Annotated in this window: 22 protein-coding genes and 1 tRNA gene; 8 read left to right on the top strand and 15 right to left on the bottom strand. The window is 64.2% G+C overall.

Going from position 1 to position 25,543, the window contains the following annotated elements:
* Nucleotides 1–50 precede the first annotated feature (50 nt).
* Both J1C48_RS06740 and J1C48_RS06745 read right to left on the bottom strand, forming a co-directional pair.
* Nucleotides 51–2,366, bottom strand: coding sequence for an FdhF/YdeP family oxidoreductase (locus J1C48_RS06740; protein WP_207257026.1), 2,316 nt, complete (start codon nt 2,364–2,366; stop codon nt 51–53).
* Nucleotides 2,367–2,568: 202 nt separating this feature from the next.
* Nucleotides 2,569–3,129: a L,D-transpeptidase family protein gene (locus J1C48_RS06745; protein ID WP_210345339.1), complete on the bottom strand. Its 561-nt coding sequence runs from the start codon at nt 3,127–3,129 to the stop codon at nt 2,569–2,571.
* A 101-nt stretch (nt 3,130–3,230) separates the two neighbouring features.
* On the opposite strand from J1C48_RS06745, the gene J1C48_RS06750 reads away from it, so the two are divergent.
* The gene (locus tag J1C48_RS06750; RefSeq protein ID WP_207257027.1) at nt 3,231–3,914 is read left to right on the top strand and encodes a response regulator transcription factor; all 684 of its coding nucleotides are present in this window, start codon (nt 3,231–3,233) and stop codon (nt 3,912–3,914) included.
* 343 nt (nt 3,915–4,257) lie between these two features.
* Nucleotides 4,258–4,710, top strand: a complete 453-nt coding sequence (locus J1C48_RS06755) for a cyclic nucleotide-binding domain-containing protein (RefSeq protein WP_207257028.1) — start codon at nt 4,258–4,260, stop codon at nt 4,708–4,710.
* Nucleotides 4,711–4,816: 106 nt separating this feature from the next.
* Here J1C48_RS06755 and J1C48_RS06760 read toward each other — a convergent pair whose 3' ends face one another.
* Nucleotides 4,817–5,620 carry an exodeoxyribonuclease III gene (locus tag J1C48_RS06760; RefSeq protein ID WP_207257165.1) on the bottom strand — a complete coding sequence of 268 codons (804 nt, stop codon included), beginning with the start codon at nt 5,618–5,620 and terminating at the stop codon, nt 4,817–4,819.
* Between the two features lie 195 nt (nt 5,621–5,815).
* On the opposite strand from J1C48_RS06760, the gene J1C48_RS06765 reads away from it, so the two are divergent.
* Complete coding sequence (locus tag J1C48_RS06765) at nt 5,816–6,700, top strand: alpha/beta fold hydrolase (RefSeq protein ID WP_207257029.1); 885 nt, start codon at nt 5,816–5,818, stop codon at nt 6,698–6,700.
* A 165-nt stretch (nt 6,701–6,865) separates the two neighbouring features.
* On the opposite strand, the gene J1C48_RS06770 is transcribed toward J1C48_RS06765, so the two are convergent.
* Nucleotides 6,866–8,740: an FUSC family protein gene (locus J1C48_RS06770; RefSeq protein WP_207257030.1), complete on the bottom strand. Its 1,875-nt coding sequence runs from the start codon at nt 8,738–8,740 to the stop codon at nt 6,866–6,868.
* A 238-nt stretch (nt 8,741–8,978) separates the two neighbouring features.
* On the opposite strand from J1C48_RS06770, the gene J1C48_RS06775 reads away from it, so the two are divergent.
* Entirely contained in the window at nt 8,979–9,764 is a 786-nt protein-coding gene (locus J1C48_RS06775; protein WP_207257031.1) for an FCD domain-containing protein, read from the top strand.
* Entirely contained in the window at nt 9,761–10,915 is a 1,155-nt protein-coding gene (gene lldD / locus J1C48_RS06780; RefSeq protein ID WP_207257032.1) for an FMN-dependent L-lactate dehydrogenase LldD, read from the top strand. Before J1C48_RS06775 ends, lldD begins: the two co-directional genes overlap by 4 nt.
* A gap of 132 nt (nt 10,916–11,047) precedes the next feature.
* Here lldD and J1C48_RS06785 read toward each other — a convergent pair whose 3' ends face one another.
* The 5 genes from J1C48_RS06785 to J1C48_RS06805 all read right to left on the bottom strand — a co-directional run bounded on the left by J1C48_RS06785 (nt 11,048) and on the right by J1C48_RS06805 (nt 15,707).
* A complete protein-coding gene (locus J1C48_RS06785) occupies nt 11,048–12,538 on the bottom strand; it encodes an aromatic amino acid lyase (protein ID WP_207257033.1) in 1,491 nt (496 codons plus the stop codon).
* Between the two features lie 3 nt (nt 12,539–12,541).
* Nucleotides 12,542–13,312 carry an ABC transporter ATP-binding protein gene (locus tag J1C48_RS06790; RefSeq protein ID WP_207257034.1) on the bottom strand — a complete coding sequence of 257 codons (771 nt, stop codon included), beginning with the start codon at nt 13,310–13,312 and terminating at the stop codon, nt 12,542–12,544.
* A gap of 14 nt (nt 13,313–13,326) precedes the next feature.
* Nucleotides 13,327–14,046 (bottom strand): ABC transporter permease, encoded by a 720-nt coding sequence (locus J1C48_RS06795; protein ID WP_207257035.1) that lies wholly within the window; start codon nt 14,044–14,046, stop codon nt 13,327–13,329.
* Nucleotides 14,047–14,056: 10 nt separating this feature from the next.
* On the bottom strand, nt 14,057–14,782 hold the full coding sequence (locus tag J1C48_RS06800) for an ABC transporter permease (protein ID WP_207257036.1): 726 nt from the start codon (nt 14,780–14,782) through the stop codon (nt 14,057–14,059).
* An 88-nt stretch (nt 14,783–14,870) separates the two neighbouring features.
* Nucleotides 14,871–15,707, bottom strand: coding sequence for a transporter substrate-binding domain-containing protein (locus tag J1C48_RS06805; RefSeq protein WP_207257037.1), 837 nt, complete (start codon nt 15,705–15,707; stop codon nt 14,871–14,873).
* 196 nt (nt 15,708–15,903) lie between these two features.
* Between J1C48_RS06805 and hutC (J1C48_RS06810) the strand changes: the two genes are divergently transcribed.
* Nucleotides 15,904–16,650, top strand: coding sequence for a histidine utilization transcriptional repressor HutC (gene hutC, locus J1C48_RS06810; protein WP_231081634.1), 747 nt, complete (start codon nt 15,904–15,906; stop codon nt 16,648–16,650).
* Between the two features lie 170 nt (nt 16,651–16,820).
* Here hutC (J1C48_RS06810) and hutU read toward each other — a convergent pair whose 3' ends face one another.
* Genes hutU through hutI form a run of 4 tightly spaced genes read right to left on the bottom strand, consistent with a single transcriptional unit; the run spans nt 16,821 to nt 22,099 of the window.
* The gene (gene hutU, locus J1C48_RS06815; protein ID WP_207257039.1) at nt 16,821–18,494 is read right to left on the bottom strand and encodes a urocanate hydratase; all 1,674 of its coding nucleotides are present in this window, start codon (nt 18,492–18,494) and stop codon (nt 16,821–16,823) included.
* Nucleotides 18,491–19,312: an N-formylglutamate deformylase gene (hutG, locus tag J1C48_RS06820; RefSeq protein WP_207257040.1), complete on the bottom strand. Its 822-nt coding sequence runs from the start codon at nt 19,310–19,312 to the stop codon at nt 18,491–18,493. The genes hutU and hutG overlap by 4 nt, the downstream gene beginning before the upstream one ends.
* A 1-nt stretch (nt 19,313) precedes the next feature.
* Complete coding sequence (hutH, locus tag J1C48_RS06825; protein ID WP_207257041.1) at nt 19,314–20,849, bottom strand: histidine ammonia-lyase; 1,536 nt, start codon at nt 20,847–20,849, stop codon at nt 19,314–19,316.
* On the bottom strand, nt 20,846–22,099 hold the full coding sequence (gene hutI, locus J1C48_RS06830) for an imidazolonepropionase (protein ID WP_207257042.1): 1,254 nt from the start codon (nt 22,097–22,099) through the stop codon (nt 20,846–20,848). The genes hutH and hutI overlap by 4 nt, the downstream gene beginning before the upstream one ends.
* Before the next feature lie 106 nt (nt 22,100–22,205).
* Between hutI and J1C48_RS06835 the strand changes: the two genes are divergently transcribed.
* A complete protein-coding gene (locus J1C48_RS06835) occupies nt 22,206–23,555 on the top strand; it encodes a formimidoylglutamate deiminase (protein WP_207257043.1) in 1,350 nt (449 codons plus the stop codon).
* A 25-nt stretch (nt 23,556–23,580) separates the two neighbouring features.
* Nucleotides 23,581–24,309, top strand: a complete 729-nt coding sequence (gene hutC / locus J1C48_RS06840) for a histidine utilization transcriptional repressor HutC (RefSeq protein WP_207257044.1) — start codon at nt 23,581–23,583, stop codon at nt 24,307–24,309.
* A 162-nt stretch (nt 24,310–24,471) separates the two neighbouring features.
* On the opposite strand, the gene J1C48_RS06845 is transcribed toward hutC (J1C48_RS06840), so the two are convergent.
* Together J1C48_RS06845 and J1C48_RS06850 are read right to left on the bottom strand one after the other, a co-directional pair.
* A tRNA-Ser gene (locus J1C48_RS06845) sits at nt 24,472–24,561 on the bottom strand.
* 420 nt (nt 24,562–24,981) lie between these two features.
* Nucleotides 24,982–25,503, bottom strand: coding sequence for a hypothetical protein (locus J1C48_RS06850; protein WP_207257045.1), 522 nt, complete (start codon nt 25,501–25,503; stop codon nt 24,982–24,984).
* Nucleotides 25,504–25,543 lie beyond the last annotated feature (40 nt).

Genomic DNA, 25,543 nt, shown 5'->3' on the forward strand with positions numbered 1-25,543 from the left:
CCGCGAGGGTGGGTTCCGGCCCGGTCTGTCGATGCGCGCGGAGACGCGCGTTAGGCCGCCCGGCGCTTGAGGATGCGCACCGGAACGGACTTGGCCGCCGGAACATGGGCGCGGCGCGAGTGGTGCCACAGCGGGATCAGAGCGTTCAGCTCCGGAAAATAGCCGGCGCAATTGCCCTCGGGCAGCGGCCACGCATGCACCCTATAGTTCTCGACCCGCCGTGTGACGCCGTCGCCCGCATGGGTCTCCAGATCGACATGATCGGTATCGGTGAGGCCCAGCCGGCGAATGTCGTTGGCGTTCATCAAAATGACCATGCGGGTGCCTTTGACGCCGCGCAGCCGGTCGTCATAGCCGTAGACGGTGGTGTTGAACTGATCGTTCGAGCGCACGGTGATCAACTTCAGGACGTCTCTGGCGGTCGTGTCGATATCCGGGTCGACGTCGAAGCTTTCCGGCGTCAAGAAGTTCGCCTTGCCGTTTTTTGTGCGCCATTCCCGCCGGCAGGCGCCGATGTCGCGATGAAAGCCGCCGGGCGTGCCGAGCCGCCGATTGAAATCTTTGAAGTCGGCCGGATAGGCGCGCTCGATCGCAGCGCGCACCTGGCCGTAATCAGCCACCCATTCGTCCCAGGGCACCGTCGAGCGGCCGGCGACCGCCGCTTTGGCAAGTTCGGCGACGATCTTGGCCTCCGACAGGAGTTCGGGTGAGGCCGGCTCGCTCCGGCCGATCGAGGCGTGGATGCAGGCGGTGGAATCTTCGACCGAGACCGTCTGGGCGACACCGTTCTGCATGTCCCGCTCCAGCCGTCCGAGACAGGGCAGGATGTAGGTGTTCTCGCAGGCCAAGAGGTGGTTGCGATTGAGCTTGGTCGAGATCTGGACGCTAAGCTGCATCTTGCGCCAGCCCGCCTCGATGCGTTCCGTCTCCGGCACGGCGCGCGAAAAATTGCCGCCGAGACAGACGAAACCCTTCACGCTGCCGTCGAGGATCCCTTCGCAGGCCTCGACCGTGTCGAGACCCTTCTCCTTCGGCACGGTGAAGCCGTAAAATTCCTCGAATTTTGCGTGCGGGATCAGGTCCAGCTTCTCGGTGATGCCGACGGTGCGCTGACCTTGCACGTTGGAATGACCGCGGATCGGCGAGATGCCGGCACCTGCTTTGCCCATCATGCCGCGCATCAGCAGGAGGTTGCACAGCATCTGCACGTTTTCGATGCCGTGGCGATGCTGGGTGAGGCCCATGCCGTAATTGGCGATCACCCGCTCGGCCTTGGAATACACCCGCGCGACATGTTCAAGTTCGTCGCGGGGCACGCCCGAGCAGCGCGCGATCTCTTCCCATTCGGCATCGCGCACGAAGGCCTCGAAGCTTTCGAAGCCGTGGCAATGCTCGGCGATGAAGGCGGTGTCGAGCACCCGAGCGCCGCCATTGACGCGGGCGGCGTCATCAAGGGCGAAGAGCGCCTTGGCGATGCCGGTCATGGCGGCGATGTCGCCGCCGACGCGCACCTGGTAATAGTCGCTCGACATCTTCGTCCCCTCGCTGGGGGAGAGCATTTCGATCGGGTTCTGCGGGCTTTTGAAGCGCATCAGCCCGCGCTCGCGCAGCGGGTTGAAGGTGATCACCGGCGCGCCGCGCTTACGCGCCGCCTGCACCGCATTGAGCAGGCGCGGGGCGTTGGTGCCGGTATTGTGGCCGAAGAAGAACATCATGTCGCAGACGTCGAGGTCGTCGAGCGTGACGGTGCCGACCGGCGAGCCGATCGATTCCGGCAGGCCGACCGAGGTCGACTCGTGGCACATGTTTGAGGAGTCCGGCAGATTGTTCGAGCCGTAGATTCGGGCAAAGAGCTGCCACATATGCGAGGCCTCGAGCGCCGCGCGGCCGGAGACGTAGAAGACAACCGATTTCGGATCGAGGGCATTGAGCTTGGCGCCGATGTCTCGGAACGCGTCGTCCCACGTGATCGGGACGTATTGATCGAGACTGGCGTCGTATGTCATCGGCGTGGTGAGCCGACCCTGCTTCTCCAGCTCGTGGTCGGTCCATTCAAGCAGTTCGGACACCCGATGCTTGGCGAAGAAGGCGCGGTCGCAGCGCTTCGGCGTGATTTCCCACATCGTCGCCTTGGCGCCGTTCTCGCAATATTCGAAGGGCGAGGGAGCGGCGGGTTTTGCCCAGGAGCAGGAGGCGCACTGGTAACCGTCGGCCTTGTTCTGATGACCAAGCGTCGTCCAGACGGTGGAGGCGAGCAGGCCCTCTTGCGCAGACTTTTCCACCAGCGACTTGACCGAGCCCCAGCCGCCGGTCGGATCGTCATAAGGATCGATGGCGGGTTTGTCGGTCACTTCGCTGCGCTTCATGGTATTGTCTCGTATGCCGCGTTCGGCCCGGAGCGGGCCGGCGCGAATTGAAGGGGCTGAACACTCGCAACTCCTTGGCCCCGGTGCAGGTTGCATAGATCGCAACGGAAGTTATGGATCTGATCAAGATAAAGATAAGTTATTATTGTCATTAAGGCGCAAAGGAGCGGGCTCGTTCGCCGATTTCAGAGTTCAGACTGCCCTAGCGTTTGACGGTGATCGTGGTGCGCCCGGATAGAAATGGCGCGAGTTTCCGCATATCGGCCGGCGCAATCGCGATACATCCGGCGGTTGGCGGATGGCCGGGCTCGGCAACGTGAAAGAAGATCGCGCTGCCAAGGCCACGGGCTCGGCGTCGGTAGTTGTAGTCGAGCACGATGACGACGTCGTAGAGCCGGTCCTCGCGGGCCAACGTCTCGGCGCTGGCGGCGAAGGGCAGCCGGACCGGCCGATTGTAGGCTGGATGATCGGGCGCGTCGCACCAGCCGTCGACACCGGGCCGTATGCGACGAATCGCCAGCCGGCTTTTGGGTCGCGCCATGCGGCCGCCGCGATGCCACAGTTCGACCAGCGCCATGGTCGCCACCGGGGTCGCGCCGTCGCCCTCGCGCTTGCCGATCGTCGTGCCGGAACGCCCGAGCGCGCAGGGGATGCGGAAGGGGCCGGCGGCCAGAATGCCGCGACAAGTCTCGCCCGGTTTGCGGCGGACGATGAGGTGGCGGATCGTCCCGGCGCCCGGCTTTGTCGGATTGCGTTCTTGCAACAGTGTTGTCCTGTCGTTGAAATCTCTATGTTACATTGAACATGCTGCCGTTCCGAGATGGGCGGTCGGCAATCTTGATGTCAGCCGAACAGCGGTTAGGGATGAGTGCTAGAAGCCTATTGATCGTCGATGATGACGATGACCTGAGAGAGACGCTCGCGGAGCAGCTTTCCCTGCACGAGGAATTCAACGTCCTGCAGGAGAACGCCGCGTCTAGGGGGATCGCCACCGCCCGCGGCGGTCTGATCGACCTTGTCGTCATGGATGTCGGCCTGCCCGACATGGATGGCCGCGAGGCCGTGAAGGTGTTGCGCAAGGGCGGGTTCAAGGCGCCGATCATTATCTTGACCGCCCAGGACACCGATTCCGACACGATCCTCGGCCTCGAAGCCGGGGCGAACGACTATGTCACCAAGCCATTCCGCTTCGCGGTGCTGCTTGCCCGGATTCGGGCCCAGTTGCGTCAGCACGAGCAAAGCGAGGATGCGACGTTCCAGGTCGGCCCTTACGTCTTTAAGCCGAGTCAGAAGATTCTGATCGACGAGAGGGGCAGCAAGATCCGGCTGACGGAAAAGGAGACGGCGATCATCCGCTATCTCTACCGGGCCGATCGCAAGGTGATCACCCGCGACGTGCTCTTGGAAGAGGTCTGGGGCTACAATTCGGGCGTCACCACCCATACGCTTGAAACCCATGTCTATCGCCTGCGTCAGAAGATCGAGCCCGATCCGTCCAATGCGCGGCTACTCGTCACTGAATCCGGCGGTTACAAGCTGATGCCTTAAGGCATCAGCTCTGCATCGAGTCGATCGGTTTGCGCCTGCCGCCGGATCGCGTCGCGTCTCGCGCGCGACATGAGGGAGGTGTGGCCCAGCACCAGCCAATCCTCGTTGCATCGTGAATGATAAATCATCTGTGGGTTGTTCTTCCTTTGCCACGGAAAGACTTGCCCGAACGTTCACCAATCATCTACCAATCCCGTTCACGATGACCGTGCCGGTCGATCGCCGCCACGGCTGGACTTTGGCCGCTTGCAAACCGGATGGATGGTTAATGCGGGCGGAAAAATCCGCCGCGTCATGGAAAGCTGCACCTTTCGGTGCATGAGAAGAACGGTCCTCCGCCACGATGAGCCTTGAGAGCGACATTGCGATCCTGCGGAAGGTCCGGCTCTTCGACGATCTCGAAACCGATCAGCTGCGGCTCCTCGCCTTCGGAGCGGAGCATCGGCGCCTGCATGCGGGCGAATTCGTGTTTCGGGAAAATGCCCGCGCCGATGCCGGCTTCGTCATCGTGAGCGGCGCGGTGGCGATGATCCATGGCCGCGGCGAGGACGCCAGAGAGCTGTCGCGCCATGGAGCGGGCGCGCTGCTCGGCGAACTCTGCCTGATCGCCGAGACCACCCGGCCGGCCAGTGCCCGGGCGGAGAGTGATTGCGCGCTGATCCGGATTTCGCGGCCGCTGTTCCGGCGGATGTTGGAGGAATATCCCGACCTTGCAGCGGTGCTCCACCAGCGGATACTCACCGAGCTCGAGACGATGCTTGCCGAGATCCAGCGGATCGAGGGCCGGTTTGCGTAGACAAGCCCGCAGCTTAAGCTGTGGGCGCTCTCACCCTTTGAATCGACAGCATCGGCCCGAACATCGATTCCGATTTTCGGGCCGATGCTGTCGGCGGCGGTTGCTCTCAAAGATCGAAGCGCGCGATCACCGGCACATGGTCGGACGGCTTTTCCCAGCCGCGCGCCTCGGTCAGGATTTCGACGTCCTGGAGCGCCGGCGCGAGATCGGCCGAGCCCCAGATGTGATCGAGCCGGCGGCCGCGATTGGAGATTGCCCAGTCCTTGGCGCGATAGCTCCACCAGGTGAACAAAACCTCGTCCGCGGGAAAATGTACGCGCATCAGATCGGTCCAGCGGCCGTCGTTCTGGGCGGCCAGCAAGCCCTCGCATTCGACCGGTGTGTGCGAGACGATTTTCAAAAGCTGCTTATGCGACCACACATCGGTTTCGAGCGGCGCGATGTTGAGATCGCCGCAGAGTAGCGCCGAGACGCCCGGTTCGCCATTGGCATCGGTGCGGCGCAGCTCCTCGATGAAGTCGAGCTTGTGGCGAAATTTCGGATTGATCGCGGGGTCGGGCTCGTCGCCCCCGGCCGGGACATAGAGATTGTGGATGCGGATCGCTGTGTCACCGACGGTAATCCGCGTCGACAGATGCCGCGCGTCGCCGACCTCGCAGAAATCTTGCCGCACCACGTCGTCGAGCGGGCGTTTGGAGATCGTCGCGACGCCGTGATAGCCCTTCTGACCGTGGATCGCGATGTGCTCGTAGCCCATCTCCCGAAACGCCTTTTCCGGAAACTGATCGTTTGGACATTTGGTCTCCTGCAGGCACAGGACGTCAGGCTGATGCGCCTTTAAGAGGCGCTCGACGAGGCCGATCCTGAGACGCACGGAGTTGATGTTCCAGGTGGCGAGGGAGAAGAGCATCGGGCGCAGCGTTTCTTGCTTCAAGGGGGCAGCCCTTCGCTTAGGCTGCCGCCGAGAGGGTCCGCAAGCCGGTTGGGCGGCTATCCCCATGGCTTTGCGGCATGAGGGGATCAGCCCCGCAATCTTGTCGCGGCTTCGGCGGCGGGTATCTCATTGTCTCATCGTGACGGTGAACGACGATCGGGAGCAGCAGCGATGTTGAAGGGATTTGCCGAGCAGGTGGTGTCCGGCGACGGCGCCGACATCTTCTGCCGGCTGGGCGGTGAGGGTTCGCCTCTGCTTCTGCTGCACGGCTATCCCGAGACCGGCGCAATGTGGGCGCCGATCGCGGACCGTCTGGCCAAGCGATTCTCGCTGGTCATACCGGATCTTCGCGGCTATGGCCGCTCGTCGGTGCCGGACAATGATGCTGAGAACCACGCCTATTCCAAGCGCCAGATGGCGCGCGACATGGTGGCGGTGATGGCGGCGCTCGGCCACCGGCAATTTGCCGTCGCGGGCCACGATCGCGGCGGGCGGGTCGCCTATCGCATGGCGCTCGACAATCCCGATCTTTTGACCCGGCTTGCCGTCCTCGACATCCTGCCGGTTGCCGAAGTGTGGGAGGCGATGGGCGCCAAGGCGGCGATCAAGACCTATCACTGGCCCTTTCTCGCTCAGCCGCATCCGTTGCCCGAGACGCTGATCGCGGCCGACCCGGTGTTTTATCTGCGGCACACCATGGCGAGCTGGACCAAGGCGCAATCGCTTGATGCCTTCAGCCCGTCGGCGATGGCCGAATATGCGGCCGCTTTCGCCCAGCCAGAGCATGTCCACGGCGCTTGCAACGATTATCGCGCCGGCGCAACGATCGACTGGCGCCTCGACCGCGAAGACCGGGAGGCCGGGCGAAAAATCGCGGTGCCGACGCTGGCGTTGTGGGGAACGGCCGGCATTCCCGGCGACGGAGCAAGCCCGCTGGCCGTCTGGCGGCGCTGGTGCACACAGGTGGACGGCCACGCCGTCGATGCCGGCCATTTCATCGTCGAAGAAGCCCCGGGCGAAACGCTCGAAGCGCTTCTTCGCTTTTTCGCCGGATGACGCGCGCGGCGATGCTCGGCATCACGCGCCGCTTGCTCGCCTTGGCAGCCTCCAAATCGTTCGAGGATCATTTTTTCACGGAGAACGGCACTGTCACCGACGGGCGGCGGAGGCGGAGGGGCGTTCGATCCTGGTGATCCTCGGCCCGATGTCAGGGGCGCGATGTTAGGGGCCCGAGGTAGCGGCCGAGGTGTCGATCCCGAGCCGGCGATGCCAGGCGATCGCGGCTTGTCCGGCGATGTGGCGCAGCTCTTTCAGCGTGGCGGGGCCAGGTTCGGGCGGACGCAGGCGATGGAGGATGCCGCCGAGGTCGTGGAGGGCGACTTCGGCCTCGACGCTGGCGAGGCCCGCCTGGCGCTTGGCCGCTTCGATCTCGGCGATCGGCCGGGCGGCTTCGACGGCGTCGAAATAGCGGCGATTGGCGGCGATCCCGTCCCGGATGCGCTCGTTCAGCGAGGCGCCAAAATCCGGCCACAGCAGAAAGACCGCGAGGAGGGCGGCGAGGCTGCCGATGACGTTGTCCAGCATGCGCGCCGAGGCGATGCCGCCCCCAGGTTCCAGCATTTCGGTGACGATGACGAACAGCATGGTCAAGAACACGACGAAGATCGTGTAGTTGACCGAGCGCAGCGCGATCGCCGCCGCCCCGAGCATCACCGCCAGGGCCCATAAAAACGTCGGTGCGCCGACGGCATGCAGCACGATGAGCGCGATGCCGCCGCCGAGCAGGCTGCCGAGAATGCGCTCCAGGCAGCGCGCCCAGGTGACCCGCGCCCCGCCTTGCAGAACGACGACCACCGCCATCGCGGCCCAATAGGGATAGCCGAGCTTCAGGGCGAGCGCGGCGCCATAGACGGCGATGAGGCCGAGGGATTGGCGCAGAGCTTGGCGCAGCGCTGCTGCCGAGGGCCTTTGCGGCGATGGGGCAAGCCCGGCGTCAAATCCGGCGTCGCTGCTGGCGCTGGCAGTCCCGGCCGGTGCGGCGAGGGTGCTCAGCGCGGTTTCGAGCGCCCGGGCGCAGCCGATGAAGACCGCTCCGGTCACGTGTCCACGAAGCCGGTTGGCGCGGGCCAGCGACGAGTGGATCGCTGCCATGTCCAGTGTTCGGCCCCGTCTGGCAAGGCGCCAGGTCAGCAAGGCGCGGCTGTAGCTGCGGGCCAGCGCCAGCCGCTCGCGGGCCAGGCCCTCGCGATCGATAAAGGCCTGATCGAGGGCGATCAGCGCGCCGAACAGCGTTTCGGCGGCGGCAAGCGCCCGCTGAAACGGCGCGACCGATCCGCTCTCTGATTGGTAGCGCTCCAGCCCGACCCGCAGCCGCTCGATCGAGAGGCGCACGGCGCGGCGGTGTTCGGCATATTCGCTGTGCCAGCGTTGATCGCGATGCGGCTTGGCGCCGAGGGTCACGAGGCTGTCGGCCATGTCCCAGAGCCGAACGATCACCGCATCGCTCGCCCGGCTGAGCGGCAGCAGCGGATCAATCGGCCAGAGCCAGTTGATCAGGAGATAGGCCCAGGCGGCGCCACCGAGAAAGGCGCCGGCCTGGATGAGGGCCATTTCGAAGGGGTGGGGAAAGCCAACCGCGACGACACCGACCACCGCGAGCAGTGTGCCGAGCAGACCGGAATGGCGGATTTTTGCGCCGCCGAGGATCGCCAGAAACACCAGCAGCGGCCCGACCGCCATGCCGGCGGCCGGTGACAGCGAGGCGAGCCAGGATCCGGCAAGGGCGATCAGCGCGCCGCCGGCGACGAAGATCGCCAGCACCCGGCGGTGCAGGCGGTCGGGCCCGGGGCCGTCGCACAGGCAGGTCCAGAAGGCGGCAAAGACGGCCCAGCCAAAATCCGCCCGGGCGGTGGCCGCGGCCACCGCCAGCGGCACCGCCACGGCGACCGCGGCGCGGTAGCCCTCCATCGGGTTGAAATGTTCCGGGATCAGGCCGACCGAGCGCAATTCCAGCCGGCGGGCAGCGCGCCGCAACGCGACGAAGCGCCGCCTGCGGCGCGGGATGCGGACCGAACCGCCACTGTCGATTTTCGCCATGGGTCCGATCCTGTCTCCGGGCGTCGCTGCTCACCTCCCGCTGCCTGCTCGGCCATAGCGGCTTTCGATCCGAGATGCCACCGGGGTTTGGTCAGACCATTTTGGCTTGAATTCCGAGAAGTCGGGAGATATTATGCAGAAATGGACGGTATTACGCGCCCGATTTATAAATTGGTCAGGCCAAATTGATAGTGCGGGATCGAATTCAGCGCGGCTGTCCTGGACTGGCGGATCGGCGATGAGTCGTCTGGCGGAGCGGATCGAAACGTTGATCGCGGCAAGACGGCTTGCTCCCGGCGACCGCCTGCCGGCCGAGCGGCAGCTCGCGGCCGAACTCGGCGCTTCGCGATCGACGGTGCGCGAAGCGATCAAGCAGCTGACAAGCCGCGGGCTGCTGGTCAGCCAGCGGGGCGGAGGGACCTATCTCACGACGCCGGAGGCGGGCGAGCCTGTGCGGGCCGCGCTGCTCTCGATCGCACCGCTCGCGGAGAGCGAGGCCGGCTATTGGCGCGACGTCCTAGAGATTCGGACCTCGCTGGAGGGCGATATTGCGGCTCTGGCGGCCGAGCGTGCCGATCCGGCGGACCGGGCGCGGATTGTCCTGGCCTATGACGCGCTTGCCGAGGCGCTTTTAGCGGCCCCGCCGGCGCGGCGCACCGACGGTGTGCCCTTGGAGCTTGCCAAGCGCGACGCGGCGTTTCACATGGCGATCACCCGCGCCGCGCACAACGCCGTCCTGACTCAGGTGATGACCGGCCTCGAAGGTCTTTTGGAGACCAGCATTTCCGGCATTCTGGCGCGGCTTTACCGGTTGCCGGATGTGCTGGCCGCGCTCGATGACCAGCACCGCCGCATCCTTGACGCGATCGCCGCATGCCGGCCGCAGGCGGCTCGCGCGGCCGCCACCGATCACCTCTGCTTCGTCGCCGCTCGGCTCGATCAGATCGAGCAGGACGCGGCCCGCCACCAACGCGCCGTCAATGCCCACCGCCATATTGAAGCCGAGAAAGACACCCGATCATGATCATCGCCTCGACGACCGACTACCGCGAAGCGGCCCGCCGGCGCCTTCCGCCTTTCCTGTTCCATTATGTCGACGGCGGCGCCTATGCCGAAGAGACGCTGCGCCGCAATGGCAGCGATCTGCAGGATCTGGCGCTGCGCCAGCGGGTGCTGAAGGCCGTCGGCTCGATCGACCTGTCGATGACCCTGTTCGGCGAAGCCTTGCAGCTGCCGGTGGCGCTCGCGCCGGTGGGGCTCGCCGGCATGTTTGCGCGCCGCGGCGAAGTGCAGGCGGCACGGGCGGCGGCGGCGCGGGGCGTCCCCTTCACCCTGTCCTCGGTGTCGGTCTGCCCGATCGAGGAGGTGCAGCCGAAAATCGACCGGCCGATCTGGTTTCAGCTCTATGTGCTCAAAGACCGCGGTTTCATGAAGAACGCGCTTGATCGCGCCTTTGCGGCCGGCGTGCGCACGCTGGTCTTCACCGTCGACATGCCGGTGCCGGGCGCGCGCTATCGCGATGCCCATTCGGGCATGTCCGGGCCCTATGCCGCCAGCCGCCGAATGCTGCAGGCCATGACTCATCCGCGCTGGGCCTATGATGTCGGCCTGCGCGGCCGGCCGCACGATCTCGGCAATGTCTCGGCCTATCTCGGCAAGCCGATTGCGCTCGAAGATTATATCGGCTGGCTGGGCAACAATTTCGATCCATCCATCGGCTGGCGCGATCTCGAATGGATTCGCGACTCCTGGAAGGGCACGATGATCCTGAAAGGCATTCTCGATCCGGACGACGCCCGCGACGCGGTGCGCTTCGGCGCCGACGGCATCGTCGTCTCCAACCATGGCGGGCGCCAGCTCGACGGCGTGCTCTCGAGCGCTCGGGCGCTGCCCGGCATCGCCGACGCGGTGAAGGGCGAGCTGACGGTGCTCGCCGATTCCGGTATCCGCTCCGGCCTTGACGTCGTTCGGATGCTGGCGCTGGGTGCCGACGCGGTTCTCCTCGGCCGCGCTTACATCTATGCCTTGGCGGCAGCCGGTGAAACCGGCGTCGCCCATCTCCTCGACCTCATCGCCAGCGAAATGCGGGTCGCCATGACCTTGACCGGCGCGCGCTCGTTGAAGGAGATCGGCCGCGAGAGTTTGGTGGCGGCGAAAGATCGGAGCGCGGGGTGACGGGGCGAGCGAGCGCTGGAATGACAAGCGCCCTGCGTCCGATCGGTCGCAGAAAGGTCGCGCTGACCCTTTGAATCGACGCATCGTGCTTTGCCGAAAATCGGAACCGATTTTCGGGCCGATGCCCAGCGGTCAGGCGACCGGCGGATCGCTCTTTCTGATCAGGGTCCGGAGAGCTTCGATGTCGTTGCCGAGAGGGCGATCGTCGAAATAGGGTCCGACACAGGTCCGAACGCTTTGATAAACCGCCTGCGTGCCTGCGGCACGGGGCGCTTGTGGCGCCACGATATCATGGGCCTGTGCGGCGGCCATCAATTCAATGGCGAGGATGTATTCCAGGTTGGCGATGATGGCGTTCAATTTATTGGCCGCGGCCGTCGGATGCGCCAGAAAATCTTCTTGCAACGCCGACGTCACCCCGCCATCGGTGGACGCCGGCGCGGCGAGCCGGCGGTTCTCGCTGCAGAGTGCCGTTGCGGTGTATTGCGCGATCATGAAACCGGAATTTTCTCCGGCATCGCTGGCGAGAAAGGCCGGCAGCCCGCTGACCAGCGGATTGACGAGCCGGTCGATCCGTCTTTCGCTCATCATGCCGATCTGGGCGAGCGCGATCGCCAGAGCATCGAGCGCTTGGCCAAGCGCCGGTGTCACCGCGTGCGCCTCGGACCAGACGCGTGGCGCATCGGGCGTTCCGCCAACCGCGGGGTTGTCCGTGACCGACGCGAGTTCGTCATCGACGGTGGCCGCCACAAAATCGAACATATCCCGCGCCGCGCCGTGGACATGCGGAACAGCCCGCAGGCTCAAGGCGTCCTGTGTGCGTCTGCCCCGAGCCTTGGCGATCAGTCCGCTTCCCGCCATGCGCCCGCGCAGCGATGCGCCCGCCGTTTCGAGCCGTTCGGATTTTCGCAGGGCCAGCACCGCTTCGCTGAAGGCGTCCGACTGACAACCCGCTGCCTCCATCGTCAAAGCCGCGATCGCATCCGCCCAGTCGAACATCCGATCGGCGCGCGCGAGCGCGAGGCTCGTCAATCCCGTCGAGCAGGCCGTTCCGTTGACGAGGCTCAGCCCTTCCTTGGCCTGGAGAACAAGCGGGGACAGCCCGATGCGTGAGAGGGCATCGCGGCCGGATAATTCGGCGTCGCCAAGATGGGCGCGGCCCTCGCCGATCAGCACGAGCGATACATGCGCATTGTGCGTCAGATAGCCGGCGGATCCCTGCAACGGGACGCAGGGAATGCAATCCTTTGACAACAGAGCCAGCAGATTTTTCACGATCACGTCACGAACGCCGGAATAACCATGGGCAAAATTGGCGATTTGCGCCGTCATGATGGCGCGGACTTCGGCGCGTCCAAGCCATGGCCCAACGCCGCAGGCGTGGCTGAGCACGATTTTGCGTGACAGCCGGCCTTGGCTGTCGCGGTTCACCACCGTGTCGCTTAACGCCCCGACCCCGGTGTTGACGCCATAGGCCCGCACCCCCTGTTCCACGATCGCGGTGACAATGGCACTCGCTCTGTCGATCCGGTCCCAGGCACCTGCAGACAGTGCAAGGTTCGCCCCTTCGGCGACGGCCGCCACATCGCGCCATGAGAGGTTGTCTTCGAGGAGGATCGTCACGGCTTAGCGCTCAAAATGACCGATGAACTGGTGAAATGCCGGCGACGCAGCGCCGCCGAACATCTCATCGGGCGTGCCGGAACTGTCGATAAGGCCCTCTTTCATGAAGACGACCCGGTTGGAAACGGTGCGGGCAAATCCCATCTCATGCGTGACGACCAGCATGGTCATGCCGTCCTCTGCCAGCGCCCGCATCACCCGCAGCACGTCGCCCACAAGCTCTGGATCGAGCGCCGAGGTCGGCTCGTCGAAAAGCATGACCTTCGGCTTCATCGCGAGCGCGCGGGCGATGGCCGCGCGTTGTTGCTGACCGCCTGAAAGGTGGGCCGGATAAGCATTCCGCTTGTCGGCGATCCCGACCTTTTCCAACAACGTCTCGGCTTCCGCGCGGCAGTCGGCCTTCGGCCGTTTCAGTACATGAACCGGGCCCTCGATGACATTCTCTAAAATGGTCATGTGGGACCAAAGATTGAAGGACTGAAAGACCATTCCCAGGTTGGAGCGGATGCGGTCGATCTGCTTTTGGCTGTCGACGCGGGTCCGTCCTGCCTTGTGGTGCCAGCGCACCTGCTCGCCATCCACCCAGATCTCGCCGCCATTGGCGATCTCCAGCAGGTTGATGCAGCGCAGGAAGGTCGATTTGCCGGAGCCGGATGCGCCGAGGAGCGAGATGACGTCGCCTTGCCGCGCGTCGAGGGAGATCCCCTTCAGAACCTCATGCCTGCCGAAACTCTTGCGGATATTGCGGACGGAAAGTGGAAGAGCGTCCGACATCGTCACTCCATTCATTATGCGGTCTTGGCCGCGTCTACCGTTGCAAAGGACGGTGCGCGGCGATGGCGGGACAGGGCATATTCAAGCAGGGCAAAGGCCTGCAGCAGAATGAAATTGAGCACCAGATAGATGACGGCCGCGCAAAGGAAGACTTCCATCGTGCGATAGGTCTGCGAGATCAGCCGCTGCGCCACGCCGGTCACCTCCCAAACGGTGACCAGGCTGGCGAGGGCGGTGGATTTCATCATCAGAACGACTTCGGTCGAATAGGCTGGAAGGGCATGGCGGAAGGCGATCGGCGCCAGGATGCGACGCACCAGCAAAAAGCCGGACATGCCAATGGCTTTGGCGGCTTCGATTTCCTTGGCCGAGACGGCGCGAATGCCGCCCCGAAAAATCTCGGCGGAATAGCCCGCCGTACAAAGCGCCAGCGACAGGACAGCGCAATCGAAGGGCTCTCGGAGATAGGGCCAGAGGAAACTGTGGCGGACGATCGAAAACTGCGCGAGGCCGTAGAAGATCAAGAACATCTGGATTAGCAGCGGCGATCCGCGAAAGACAAAGATGTAAACCTTGGCGAAGGCCGAAAGAACGGGGTTGCCGCTGACCCGCATCCACACGACGAGAAGGGCGAGCAGACCTCCGATAAAAACAGAAAGCGCGAACAGCGCCAGCGTCGTTGGCAGCGCTGCCATGAGCGTGAGGAAAGTCGAGTAAAGAAAGCCGATATCCATGACCTCGCCCTCAGGCCTTGCCGATCGTTGCGGTGGGCATGCTGCGATTGGCGCGTCGCTCGAACCAGTTGAAGACCTGATCGGAAAAGCTCGTCAAAAGCAGATAGAGACACCCGCCCGCGATGAAAAACAGGAAATATTGCCGGGTCGAACCCGCCGCGACCTGGCTGGTGCGCATCAATTCGGCAAGCCCGGTCACGGAGATCAGGGCGGAATCCTTCAGGCTCAGCTGCCAGACATTGCCAAGTCCGGGAATGGCGAAACGGCAAACTTGCGGCATGATGATGCGGCGAAGCCGTCCGGCACGGGGCATGCCGATGGCGAGGGCGGCCTCGATTTCACCCGTCGCGATGGCAAGATAAGCACCGCGATAGACCTCTGCCTGATAGGCGGCTGAGATCAATCCGACGGCCAGCGAACCCGCGAGGAAGGACGGCAGCCCCAAAAATCCGTCATAACCGAGCATTTTGCCGAAGGCGGTGACCACACTCGAACCGCCGAAATAGATGAGATAGATGATCAGCAGCTCCGGCACGCCGCGGAAGACCGTGGTATAGGCGTTGCCGAGGATTTTCAGCGGCACACGGCTCGAGAGCTTGGCCGCGGTGACCGCCGTCCCCACGACGGCACCGATCGCCAACGCCGCCGCCGTCACCGCCAGCGTCATCAGCGTCGCCCCGATCAGCAATGCGCCCCACCCGGTTGGACCGAAACCGAGAAGTTCGAAGGATGCCATGGTTCAGGTTCCCTGCGCCAGGTCGCACTCGTCCAATCGCCGACCGCCGCCGCCCGGTCTCGAAGCCGTGCGGCGGCGCTTCGAACGATTACGGCGAAACGTCGGTTTTGAACCACTTCATCGACAGCGTCTTGACCGTCCCATCGGCCAGCGCGGACTTGATCGCCGCGTTGAACTTGTCGCGCAAATCGGTGTCGGACTTGCGGACGCCGAGGCCTTCGCCTTCACCCCAGATCGTCCCGGCGATTTTCGGGCCGGTGAAGGCGAGCGCGCCCTTGGCCGCGGAAAAGGCATCGTTGAAATAAACGGCATCGTCAAAACCGAGATCGATCCGGCCGTTCTTCAGGTCGAGATCGCGATCGGCGCCGGTCTTGTACTCCCGGATCGTGGCGATGTCGCCGAAATTGTCGTAGATGAACTTCGCATAGACGGTCGCGGCCTGGATGCCGATCGTCTTGCCTTTGAACACTTTGCGCAGGGCTTCGATGCCCTTCACGCCCTTTTCGCCGGGGGTCATCTTGAGGGTCGTGCCGGTGCCCGGCGCCTTTGCGAGGTCGCTGTCGGACGCCGTCGCGAAGGCTGCGGGGGTGACAGCATAGGGTATGGTGAAATCGATGACCTTCTTGCGCTCGTCGGTGATCGACAGGGCGTCCATGATGACGTCGAACTTGCCGGCCGTAAGCGCCGGGATCATGCCGTCCCAATCCGATGCGACCAATTTGCAGTCCAGCTTGGCGCGGGCGCACAGCACTTTGATCAGATCAGGCTCGAAGCCGACGATTTTTCCCTGGGAATTGGTCATATTCCACGGCGCATAAGCGCCTTCGGTCGTGATGGTAACGTTCTTCCATTCTTTTGCCGCGGCTGGAATGGTCGCGGCAGCCAAGGCGACGACGGAGGAAATGAGACGTGTCCGAAAATGCATAAGCCGTGCTCCGCTATGGTTGAAAGGGGTGATGGCTATCCGCTTGCTGCCGGGTCCCGTAGGTGTTGAAAGATGATTCAACCGGCATCGTCTTAAGTTATATATGGTACCATAGAGAAAATCGTGTGATATGCAATGAGAAAGTTGGAAAGTTGAGCATGGTCCGGATATGCGCAAAGAATGGGCAGTCAAGCAATTGAGGGATGGGGATAAATCGCGCGCCGACAATGATGGCGCGCCGCTCTATGTCAGCGTCAAGCAGCTCATTCTGGACAAGATCCAAAGCGGCGAATGGCCGCCGAAACGGCGCGTGCCATCGGAAAACGAGCTGGTCGCCGAGCTGGGCGTCAGCAAGATGACGGCCAATCGGGCCCTTCGTGAGCTGGCAAGCGAAGGAGAGATCGTTCGCATCCAGGGTGTTGGGTCATTCGTGGCCGACAGGAAGGGCTATTCGGCACTCTTCGAGGTGCGCAATATCGCCGAGGAGATCGCCGAGCGCGGCCATGTTCATCGGGCGGTTGTCGTTGTTCTTGCCGAGGAAACGGCGGCGCCGGAGGCCGCGGACAATTTGGGGCTGGAGATCGGCGCGCCGGTTTTCCACTCGCTCATCGCCCATTATGAAAACGACGTGCCGGTGCAGCTGGAGGATCGCTACGTCAATCCGTCCACGGCGCGCGACTATCTCGTTCAGGACTTCACCGTCCAAACGCCGAACGCCTATCTGACGCAGGCGGCGCCCTTGAGCGGCTCCGAACACATCGTCGAAGCCGTCATGCCTCGGGCCTGGGAGTGCAAATTGCTGTTGATGCTGCGGACCGAGCCGTGTCTCTCCATCCGGCGGCGGACATGGTCCGGACAAAACATCGTTTCCGTCGCCCGCCTCGTCTATCCCGGGAGCCGATATCGGCTGCAGGCGGAAAACTTCAAAAACGGCGAACGCTGACCGTGGTTGTATAGGGCAGTATAAGCATTGTGCTCTCCGAAGCGATATGTGCGATCGAGCAATCTGGATGGTCCGCCGTTGCGGTTGGGGGCGCGCTGACAGCGACATCGCCGGTCCGCCGCATGGCGGTATAAAGTATGCCGCGGCCGTTCGAACCGGCGCCTTGCGGGTCAATCCCCGAGAATGCTCGGCAGCCGCAGGCCCTGCTCGCGGGCGCAATGGAGCGCGCTGTCATAGCCCGCATCCGCATGGCGCATGACGCCGGTCGCCGGATCGTTCCACAGAACCCGGCCGATCCGCGTGGCGGCATCGTCGGAGCCGTCGCAGCAGATCACCATGCCGGAATGTTGGGAAAAGCCCATGCCGACGCCGCCGCCGTGATGCAGCGACACCCAGGTCGCACCGGATGCGGTGTTGAGCAGCGCGTTGAGCAGCGGCCAATCGGAGACGGCGTCCGAGCCGTCTTGCATGGCTTCCGTCTCGCGGTTTGGCGAGGCCACCGAACCGGAATCGAGATGATCGCGGCCGATGACGACCGGTGCCTTCAGCTCGCCGCTTTTGACCATGGCGTTGAAGGCGAGACCCAAACGATGGCGATCGCCGAGACCGACCCAGCAGATGCGCGCAGGCAAGCCCTGGAAGGCGATGCGTTCGCGTGCCATGTCGAGCCAGTTGTGCAGGTGCGTGTTGTCCGGCAGCAGTTCCTTGACCTTCCGGTCGGTCTTGGCGATGTCCTCCGGATCGCCGGAAAGGGCTGCCCATCGGAACGGGCCGATGCCTTTGCAGAACAGCGGGCGGATATAGGCCGGCACGAATCCGGGGAATGCGAAGGCCCGTTCCAGCCCCTCGTCCTTGGCGACCTGGCGGATGTTGTTGCCGTAATCGAGGGTGGGAATGCCCGCATCCCAAAAGGCCAGCATGGCTTCGACATGGTCGCGCATGGAGGCGCGCGCGGCCATTTCGACCGCCTTCGGATCGCTTTCGCGCTTCGCCTTCCACTCGGCCATCGTCCAGCCCTTCGGCAGGTAGCCATTGATCGGGTCGTGGGCGGAGGTCTGGTCGGTGACGATATCCGGGCGGATGCCGAGCCTGACCATTTCCGGCAGGATTTCGGCGCAATTGCCGACGAGGCCGACGGACTTTGCCTCCCCCGCCTTGGTCCAGCGATCGATCATCGCCATGGCTTGGTCGAGCGTCTCCGCCCGTTCATCGAGATAGCGGGTGCGCAGGCGGAATTCGATGCTGTCCGGGTTGCATTCAACGGCGAGGCACGATGCACCCGCCATGACGGCGGCCAGCGGCTGCGCGCCGCCCATGCCGCCTAGGCCGCCGGTCAGGATCCATCTGCCCCTGAGATTGCCGCCGTAATGCTGACGGCCCGCCTCGCCGAAGGTCTCATAGGTGCCCTGAACGATCCCTTGCGAGCCGATATAGATCCACGAACCGGCCGTCATCTGGCCGTACATGGCGAGACCCTTTTTATCGAGTTCGTTGAAATGATCCCACGTCGCCCAATGCGGCACGAGGTTGGAATTGGCGATTAGCACGCGCGGCGCGTTGGCATGGGTTTTGAAAATCCCGACGGGTTTGCCGGACTGCACCAGAAGCGTCTCGTCTTCGTTGAGGTCCTTGAGGCTCGCAACGATCCGATCGAAATCGGCCCAGCTGCGCGCGGCGCGTCCCATGCCGCCGTAGACGACCAGCTCATTCGGGTTTTCGGCGACGTCCGGGTCCAGATTGTTCATCAACATCCTGAGCGGCGCTTCCGTCATCCAGCTTTTGGCTGTGATCTCGGTTCCGCGCGGCGCGCGGATTTCGCGGATGTTGTGGCGCGGATTGGTCATCGCGTTTCTCTTGTCGTTCGGCGTTTGAGGCTCGCAGCGCTCGCTGCGATGCGCTGAAGAAGCACCTTCAAATGAATGCGCAGGCGCTCCGCCTTGTCGTCGTCATAGGCAAACGGCACGTCTTCGCTCACCAGATGCGTGGACTGGGCCAGCTCCATCTGAATGGCGTGCACGCCGCGTTCGGGGTTGCCGTAGTGCCGGGTGGTCCAGCCGCCCTTGAAGCGGCCGTTGAGCACGCCTGTGTAGCCCGGCGCGTTGCGCGTGACCTCCGCGGCCGCGCGTTCGATCGCCGGATCACAGCTGCGCCCGCTATCGGTGCCGATATTGAAATCCGGCAATGTGCCGGCAAACAGGAACGGGATGCGTGAGCGGATCGAATGGCAGTCGTAAAGAATGGCGACGCCGTGAATGGCCGTCACGCGTTCGATCTCGGTGGCGAGGGCGGCATGATAGGGCGCATGGAACGCGGCACGCCGTTCCGCCGTCTCTGCCTCGGCCGGTTCCGCGCCCTCGTTCCAGATCGGCAGGCCGTCGAAATCGGTTAAGGGAACCAGCCCGGTCGTGTTCTGTCCGGGGTAGAGGCTGACGCCTTCGGGGTCGCGGTTGGCATCGATGACATAGCGATGGAACGTCGCACGCACCGAGGTCGCGTCAGCAAGAAGGCCTTCGTAAAGCCTGTGAATGTGCCAGTCCGTATCGGCAAGACGTTTGCCGTTGGCGTTGAGACGGCGCCAGATCTCTGCCGGAACCTCGGTCCCCGTATGGGGAAAGCCGAGAATGACGGCAGAGATGCCCCGCGTGACGTCGACGAGCGTCATGTCAGCCTCCCAGAGCCGGCAGAATGCCGGGCGTCACGGCGGCATTCAGCGCGCCGGTCGCGACGAGATTTCCGGCCGCGGCCAGATCGGTGGCCATGTAGCGGTCTTCGTCCAACGCCGCCGCTGCGCCGCGGACGACGGCCATGGCCTTTTGAAGTTCCGGGCCGGTGGTGAGCGGCGCGCGGAACTCGATCCCCTGGGCTGCCGTCAGCGCCTCGATGCCGATGATCGAAAAAAGGTTCTCCGTCATCGCGAGCAACCGTCGTGCCCCATGGCAGGCCATGGACACATGGTCTTCCTGATTGGCGGAGGTGGGGGTGGAATCGACCGAGGCCGGATGCGTCATCTGCTTGTTTTCGCTCATCAACGCGGCGGAGGTGACCTCGGCGATCATCAGGCCGGAATTCAGCCCCGGCTGCCGGGCCAGAAAGGCGGGCAGGCCGAAGGACAATGCCGGATCGACCAGAAGCGCGATCCGGCGCTGGGCGATCGCTCCGATTTCCGAAACGGCAATGGCGATCTGATCGGCGGCAAACGCCACCGGCTCGGCGTGGAAATTGCCGCCGGACACAACGGATCCGTCAGAGAGCACCAACGGGTTGTCGGTGACGGCATTCGCTTCGATTTCGAGCGTGCGTGCGGCCATGCGCAAAAGATCGAGGCAGGCGCCGTCAACCTGCGGCTGGCAGCGAATGCAATAGGGATCCTGGACGCGTTCGTCGCCCTGGATATGGCTTTCGCGAATGCCCGATCCTCCGAGCAGGGCGCGTAACGTCCGGCCTGTATCGATCTGCCCCCGGTGCCCGCGCAGCGCATGGATGTCGGGATGAAACGGGGCCGACGAGCCCATGGCGGCATCGGTCGAAAGCGCGCCGGTGATCAGCGCGCTCTGGGCCGCGCGATGGGCGCGGAAGAGACCGGCCAACGCCAGCGCGGTGGAGGTCTGCGTGCCGTTGATGAGCGCCAGACCTTCTTTCGCGGCAAGTGTGACGGCGCGAAGCCCGGCCGTCTCGAGTGCCGAAGTGCCATCCATTCGCTTGCCGCGAACAAATGCCTCGCCATGCCCCATCATGACGGCCGCCATATGTGCCAGAGGCGCCAGATCGCCCGAGGCGCCGACCGAGCCCTTTTCGGGAATGACGGGGATCACGCCGCGCTCCAGCATGTCCTCGAGCAATGTGATGACAGCCATGCGCACGCCGGATGCGCCGCGCCCGAGCGAGATCAGCTTGAGGGCCATGACCAGCCGTACGGCGTTTTCGGGCAGGGGGGTGCCGACGCCGCAGCAATGGGACAGGATGAGGTTGCGCTGGAGCGTGGCGACATCGGCGGCTTCGATCGTGATCGAGGCCAGTTTGCCGAAGCCGGTATTGACGCCGTAGACGGGTTCGTTGCCGGCGGCGATTTCAGCGACCCGCGCGGCCGCCCTGTCGATTCCCGGATGGCAGGAGGGATCGAGCCGCACCGGCTCGCCGGACCAGTAGATGGTTTCCAGGTCGCTGAGTGCGACCTGGCCCGGGCTCAACACAAGCGTCATTGGCCGATCCACTGCCCCTTGAACATCCGCGCATGAAGCGGGTTGAAGCCGATGCGATAGACAAGCTCCGCAGGACTTTCGATGTCCCAGATCGCCAGATCGGCGGATTTGCCCGCTTCGATCGTGCCGATTTTTCCGAGCCGGCCGAGCGCGCGGGCGGCCTCGCGCGTCGCCCCCGCGAGACATTCATCGACCGTCAGCCCGAACAGGGTGGCCGCCATGTTCATGGCCAAAAGCAGCGAGGTGAGCGGCGAGGTGCCGGGATTGCAGTCGGTCGCGACGGCGATGGGAACGCCTGCCTTCCGCAGGGCTTTCACCGGTGGCTTGTGCTGTTCGTTGAGCGCATAGAACGCTCCGGGAAGCAGAACCGCGACCGTTCCGGCTTCGGCCATCGCGCGCACGCCGTCGTCGTCAAGATGTTCCAGGTGATCGGCGGAAAGCGCGCCGTAAGAGGCGGCAAGCTTCGCGCCTCCGAGATTGGACAACTGCTCGGCATGCAGCTTGATCGGCAGGCCGAGCGATGTCGCGAGATCGAACACCCGCGTGATTTCGGCCGCCGAGAAGGCGATGCCCTCGCAAAAGCCGTCCACCGCATCGACCAGCCCTTCGGCCTGGGCCTGACGCATGCCGGGCAGCACGACATCGTCGATATAGTCGCCGTTGCGGCCCTGATATTCGGCCGGTGTCGCATGCGCGGCGAGATAGGACGTGACAATGCGGACAGGACGGAGCGTTTCGAGTGCGCGGGCCGCACGCAGCATCTCGCGTTCGCTTTCGATCGTCAGTCCGTAGCCGGATTTCACCTCCACGGTCGAAACGCCTTCGGCAATCAGGTGATCCAGCCGGGGGAGCGCCGATTCGGCCAATTGCTCCGCCGTCATCGCGCGCGTCGCATTGACCGACGACACGATGCCGCCCCCGGCGCGGGCGATGTCCTCGTAGGCCGCGCCATTGAGGCGCATTTCGAATTCCCTGGCTCGGTTGCCGCCGAAAACGAGATGGGTGTGGCAGTCGATCAAGCCGGGCGTCACCCATCGGCCCTGGAGATCGACCGTCTCGCCATTCCTCAGGCGTTCGGGCAATTCGCTGGCCGCACCGGCCCAAACGATCCAGCCGCCCGCAATCGCGATCGCCGCATTGTCGATGATGCCGAGACCGTCGCGCTCCGCGTCGAGGGTCGCAATTCGGGCGTTGTCGAGCAGCGTCAGGCCGGAAGGCGTCTTATCGGCGGCTTTTCGAGAATCCAGCATCGGTTCGCCTTCTCTTTGAAGAAAACATGTATATACATATTAATGCCGATGCAAGTGCCTTTTGAGATCCGGCGACGGATCGAAAACATGCCAAGGAGAGACCGCCATGCATCTTTTCGCGCAACGAGCGCTTCTGGAAGGGCAATGGGCGCGGAACGTTCGGATCGAGATTTCGAACGGCAAGATCGCCGCCATTGCGCCAGGCGTGCGGGCTCTGCCGGGCGACGACACGCATGCCGTCCTGATCGCTGGCATGCCCAATCTGCACAGCCACGCGTTTCAACGCGCGATGGCGGGGCTTGCGGAAGTGCGCGGGCCTTCCGCCGACAGTTTCTGGATCTGGCGCAAGGTCATGTATCAAGTCGCGCTCGCCATGACCGCTGACCAGATGGAGGCGGTGGCGGCGCAGCTTTACATGGAGATGCTGGAAGCGGGTTTCACGCGCGTCGGCGAGTTCCACTATCTCCATCACGATCGGGATGGGGCGCCTTATGGCGATATCGGCGAACATGCGGCGCGGATCGCTGCGGCAAGCGTTTCCGCCGGCATCAATCTGACACTGCTGCCGGTCTTTTATGCCCATTCGGGTTTCGGCGGCGCAGCTCCCATCGAGGGCCAGCGCCGTTTCATCAATTCGCTCGACGGTTTTGCCGCGTTGATGGATTCAAGCAGCCGGATCGTCGATCAGTTGCAGGGCGGTCGGCTGGGCCTTGCCCTTCACAGCCTTCGCGCCGTCGCCCCCGACGAGGTTCAGGCTTTGTTGGCGACGTTTGGCCAAGGGCCGGTCCATATCCATGTCGCCGAGCAACTGAAGGAAGTGGACGACTGTATCGCCTGGTCGGGCGTGCGGCCGGTCGAATGGCTGTTGGCCAACAGTCCGGTCGACGACCGCTGGTGCCTGATCCACGCGACGCATATGACGGACGACGAGACCGCGTGCCTGGCCGCGCGCGGCGCGATTGCCGGCCTTTGCCCCATCACCGAGGCCAATCTCGGCGACGGCGTTTTTCCGGCGTCGTCGTTTCTTGAGGCGGGGGGACGTTTCGGCATCGGCTCGGATTCCAATATTTCGATTTCGGTCGCTCACGAATTGCGGCAACTCGAATATTCGCAGCGGCTCGTGCGGCGCGCCCGCAATGTGATTGCCGATGCGGGGCAATCGACTGGCCGCAAATTGTTCGATCGTGCCCTTTCGGGAGGAGCCGCGGCTCTCGGCGCCAAGGGCGGGTTGAACGTCGGCGCGGATGCCGATCTCGTTTCGCTGAACGTCGATGCGGTCTTTGCCAAAAACGACGATCAGGTGCTGGACCATTGGATATTTGCCGATGGCGTCACGGTCGATTGTGTCTGGGCCGGCGGCGCAAAGCGTGTCGCGGGCGGCCGCCATGTCGAGCGCGCGCACATTCAGGCGCGGTTCCGCGCGACGATGCGGGACTTGATCGACAGCTGGATATGAAAAGAGCGGACAGGCACGGCGCAGCATGACGAAAAGCAACACAAGTCGGTCGACGCTTCACCAGACGATTCTTGCCGATCTGGAGCGCAAGATCGTCTCGGGCGAATGGCCTCCGGGACACAAGCTGCCGTTCGAAGTGGAACTGGCGCGATCCTATGAGGTCTCGCGCATGACCGTGAACAAGGTCATGACCCAGTTGACCAAGGCCGGCCTGATCGAGCGGCGCAAGAGATCCGGCACATTTGTCGCAAAACCGCGCGGCCAGTCGGCGATCCTTGAGATCACCGATGTCGAGGCCGAGGTCCGGGCGCTCAACCTGCCCTATTCCTACAAGCTCATGAGTTCAGTCATCCGCAAAGCCAACCGGCATGATGCGGCCTTGCTGGAAGTGCCCGGGACGACCGATATTCTGGAAATCAGGGCGCTGCATATGGCACACGGCGAACCGTTCTGCCTGGAGGAACGCCTGATCAATCTCGGCACCGTGCCCGAAGCGGCCCATGCGCCCTTTGCCGACGGTCCGGCCGGCGCGTGGCTGGTCCAACGAGTGCCTTGGAGCGCTGCGGAACACAAGATCTTCGCGATCACCGCCACCGCCGACATCGCCAGATTGCTTGAGATCGCGGCGCGCGTCGCCTGCCTGCTCATCCAGCGCCGGACATGGAGCACCGCGGGCCCGGTCACCTTCGTGCGCTTCACCTATCCGGGCGAAAAGCATGCGATTGTCGCCAGCTTCACGCCTGCCGCTGGGTGAGAGGGCTCCGAGGGTCCTTGGCGCGACGACGCGGGATTCGCCGTCGGCGGTGGAGGCACCTGCAGGCATTTGCGACGATCACCGTCTCGACCGCCATGGCCGGGTCATATCGCGGGATCGCGACGGTCACCTCTATATCTCTGGGGCAGACAAAGGCACAAGTGGCGGTGAGAGAGGGATTCGAACCCTCGATACGGTTTCCCGTATACACGCGTTCCAGGCGTGCGCCTTCAACCACTCGGCCACCTCACCATGTTCGATCATCGCCATGCGCCTGATCCGTGGCCGCGGGGGCTTCAGGGGCACGAAGGATGGCGCGGGGCTTTCCGGCCCCTCGTCGAACGGCGCGGGGATATGACAGATTGCGTGCCGCTTCAAGCCCCGAATTCCATTGGGCTCCCGGAGGATGCCGGTGGGCGGGCCCTTGTCACATTCCGGTCACCCTTCCTGTCACCCTTGCGGCTGGCTTGGCCGCGGCGCGCGGCTGGCGCCTGCGGGCTGTCGTCTCTGGCGCATATGTCTTCGAGGCGAGCGTCGCCTGATGGGCGGCGCGGGGACTTTTCGGCCCTTGGCTCGACGGGGCGACGCAGGCCGGCGTCGGTCGAAATGGCAACGGGCCGCGAATCGGGGTGGAACCTGCCCGTTTCCCAGTTGCGCAAGTGGGCGGGGCCGTCAGGTGTGGTCCGGCGACGGGATGTCGCTGTCGTCGGGGCGGGCGCCGGGCGCGGCGCGGTCGTCACGCTCCAGCTTTTTGACGATGCCGGCAAAGCCCTCGAACAACTGCCGCATCTTGTCGATCGCAGCGTCGGTGTCGTTGCGGGGTGCGGGTGATGCTGGCGGCGGCGGCGGCGCGGCCTGGCCCGATCGCTGAGCTTCGAGAGCGGCGACCCGGCGCTCCAGCGCGGCGATCCGCTTGGCATCCCGCTCGGCGGTCGTGTCGGCGAGGGCCGCGGCGGCGCGGGCGTCTTTGCCACAGACGATCGTTTCGCGGCTGACCCGGCAGGGCACGAGCTCTCCGGTCACGGTGTCGAGCCGCGCCACCACGCCGTCGATCCGGATCATCTTGAAACGGCCGACCTCCGCAGGCTTTGCCGCCGCACCGAACACCGATTGCGCCGTGGCCGGTTCCGCCGGCGCCAGTCCAGCGCAAAAAGCTGCGATGAGGATGAAGCCTTTGATCGCCCTGCCGTCCATGATCTGCCGCGCTCTCTTGCTGTTGCACGGCGCGTTCGCC

The sequence above is a fragment of the Jiella flava genome (assembly GCF_017349315.1).
Classification (GTDB): domain Bacteria; phylum Pseudomonadota; class Alphaproteobacteria; order Rhizobiales; family Rhizobiaceae; genus Jiella; species Jiella flava.

What these genes read in the sequence shown, in the direction of transcription:
- J1C48_RS06835 (WP_207257043.1), top strand. Translation starts at nt 22,206, where the DNA reads ATGCATCTTTTCGCGCAACGAGCGCTTCTGGAAGGGCAATGGGCGCGG.
- J1C48_RS06795 (WP_207257035.1), bottom strand. Translation starts at nt 14,046, where the DNA reads ATGGATATCGGCTTTCTTTACTCGACTTTCCTCACGCTCATGGCAGCG.
- J1C48_RS06800 (WP_207257036.1), bottom strand. Translation starts at nt 14,782, where the DNA reads ATGGCATCCTTCGAACTTCTCGGTTTCGGTCCAACCGGGTGGGGCGCA.
- J1C48_RS06775 (WP_207257031.1), top strand. Translation starts at nt 8,979, where the DNA reads ATGAGTCGTCTGGCGGAGCGGATCGAAACGTTGATCGCGGCAAGACGG.
- J1C48_RS06765 (WP_207257029.1), top strand. Translation starts at nt 5,816, where the DNA reads ATGTTGAAGGGATTTGCCGAGCAGGTGGTGTCCGGCGACGGCGCCGAC.
- hutU (WP_207257039.1), bottom strand. Translation starts at nt 18,494, where the DNA reads ATGACCAATCCGCGCCACAACATCCGCGAAATCCGCGCGCCGCGCGGA.
- lldD (WP_207257032.1), top strand. Translation starts at nt 9,761, where the DNA reads ATGATCATCGCCTCGACGACCGACTACCGCGAAGCGGCCCGCCGGCGC.
- J1C48_RS06755 (WP_207257028.1), top strand. Translation starts at nt 4,258, where the DNA reads ATGAGCCTTGAGAGCGACATTGCGATCCTGCGGAAGGTCCGGCTCTTC.
- hutC (WP_207257044.1), top strand. Translation starts at nt 23,581, where the DNA reads ATGACGAAAAGCAACACAAGTCGGTCGACGCTTCACCAGACGATTCTT.
- J1C48_RS06750 (WP_207257027.1), top strand. Translation starts at nt 3,231, where the DNA reads ATGAGTGCTAGAAGCCTATTGATCGTCGATGATGACGATGACCTGAGA.
- hutH (WP_207257041.1), bottom strand. Translation starts at nt 20,849, where the DNA reads ATGACGCTTGTGTTGAGCCCGGGCCAGGTCGCACTCAGCGACCTGGAA.
- J1C48_RS06790 (WP_207257034.1), bottom strand. Translation starts at nt 13,312, where the DNA reads ATGTCGGACGCTCTTCCACTTTCCGTCCGCAATATCCGCAAGAGTTTC.
- hutG (WP_207257040.1), bottom strand. Translation starts at nt 19,312, where the DNA reads ATGACGCTCGTCGACGTCACGCGGGGCATCTCTGCCGTCATTCTCGGC.
- J1C48_RS06740 (WP_207257026.1), bottom strand. Translation starts at nt 2,366, where the DNA reads ATGAAGCGCAGCGAAGTGACCGACAAACCCGCCATCGATCCTTATGAC.
- J1C48_RS06805 (WP_207257037.1), bottom strand. Translation starts at nt 15,707, where the DNA reads ATGCATTTTCGGACACGTCTCATTTCCTCCGTCGTCGCCTTGGCTGCC.
- J1C48_RS06770 (WP_207257030.1), bottom strand. Translation starts at nt 8,740, where the DNA reads ATGGCGAAAATCGACAGTGGCGGTTCGGTCCGCATCCCGCGCCGCAGG.
- J1C48_RS06760 (WP_207257165.1), bottom strand. Translation starts at nt 5,620, where the DNA reads ATGCTCTTCTCCCTCGCCACCTGGAACATCAACTCCGTGCGTCTCAGG.
- hutI (WP_207257042.1), bottom strand. Translation starts at nt 22,099, where the DNA reads ATGCTGGATTCTCGAAAAGCCGCCGATAAGACGCCTTCCGGCCTGACG.
- J1C48_RS06850 (WP_207257045.1), bottom strand. Translation starts at nt 25,503, where the DNA reads ATGGACGGCAGGGCGATCAAAGGCTTCATCCTCATCGCAGCTTTTTGC.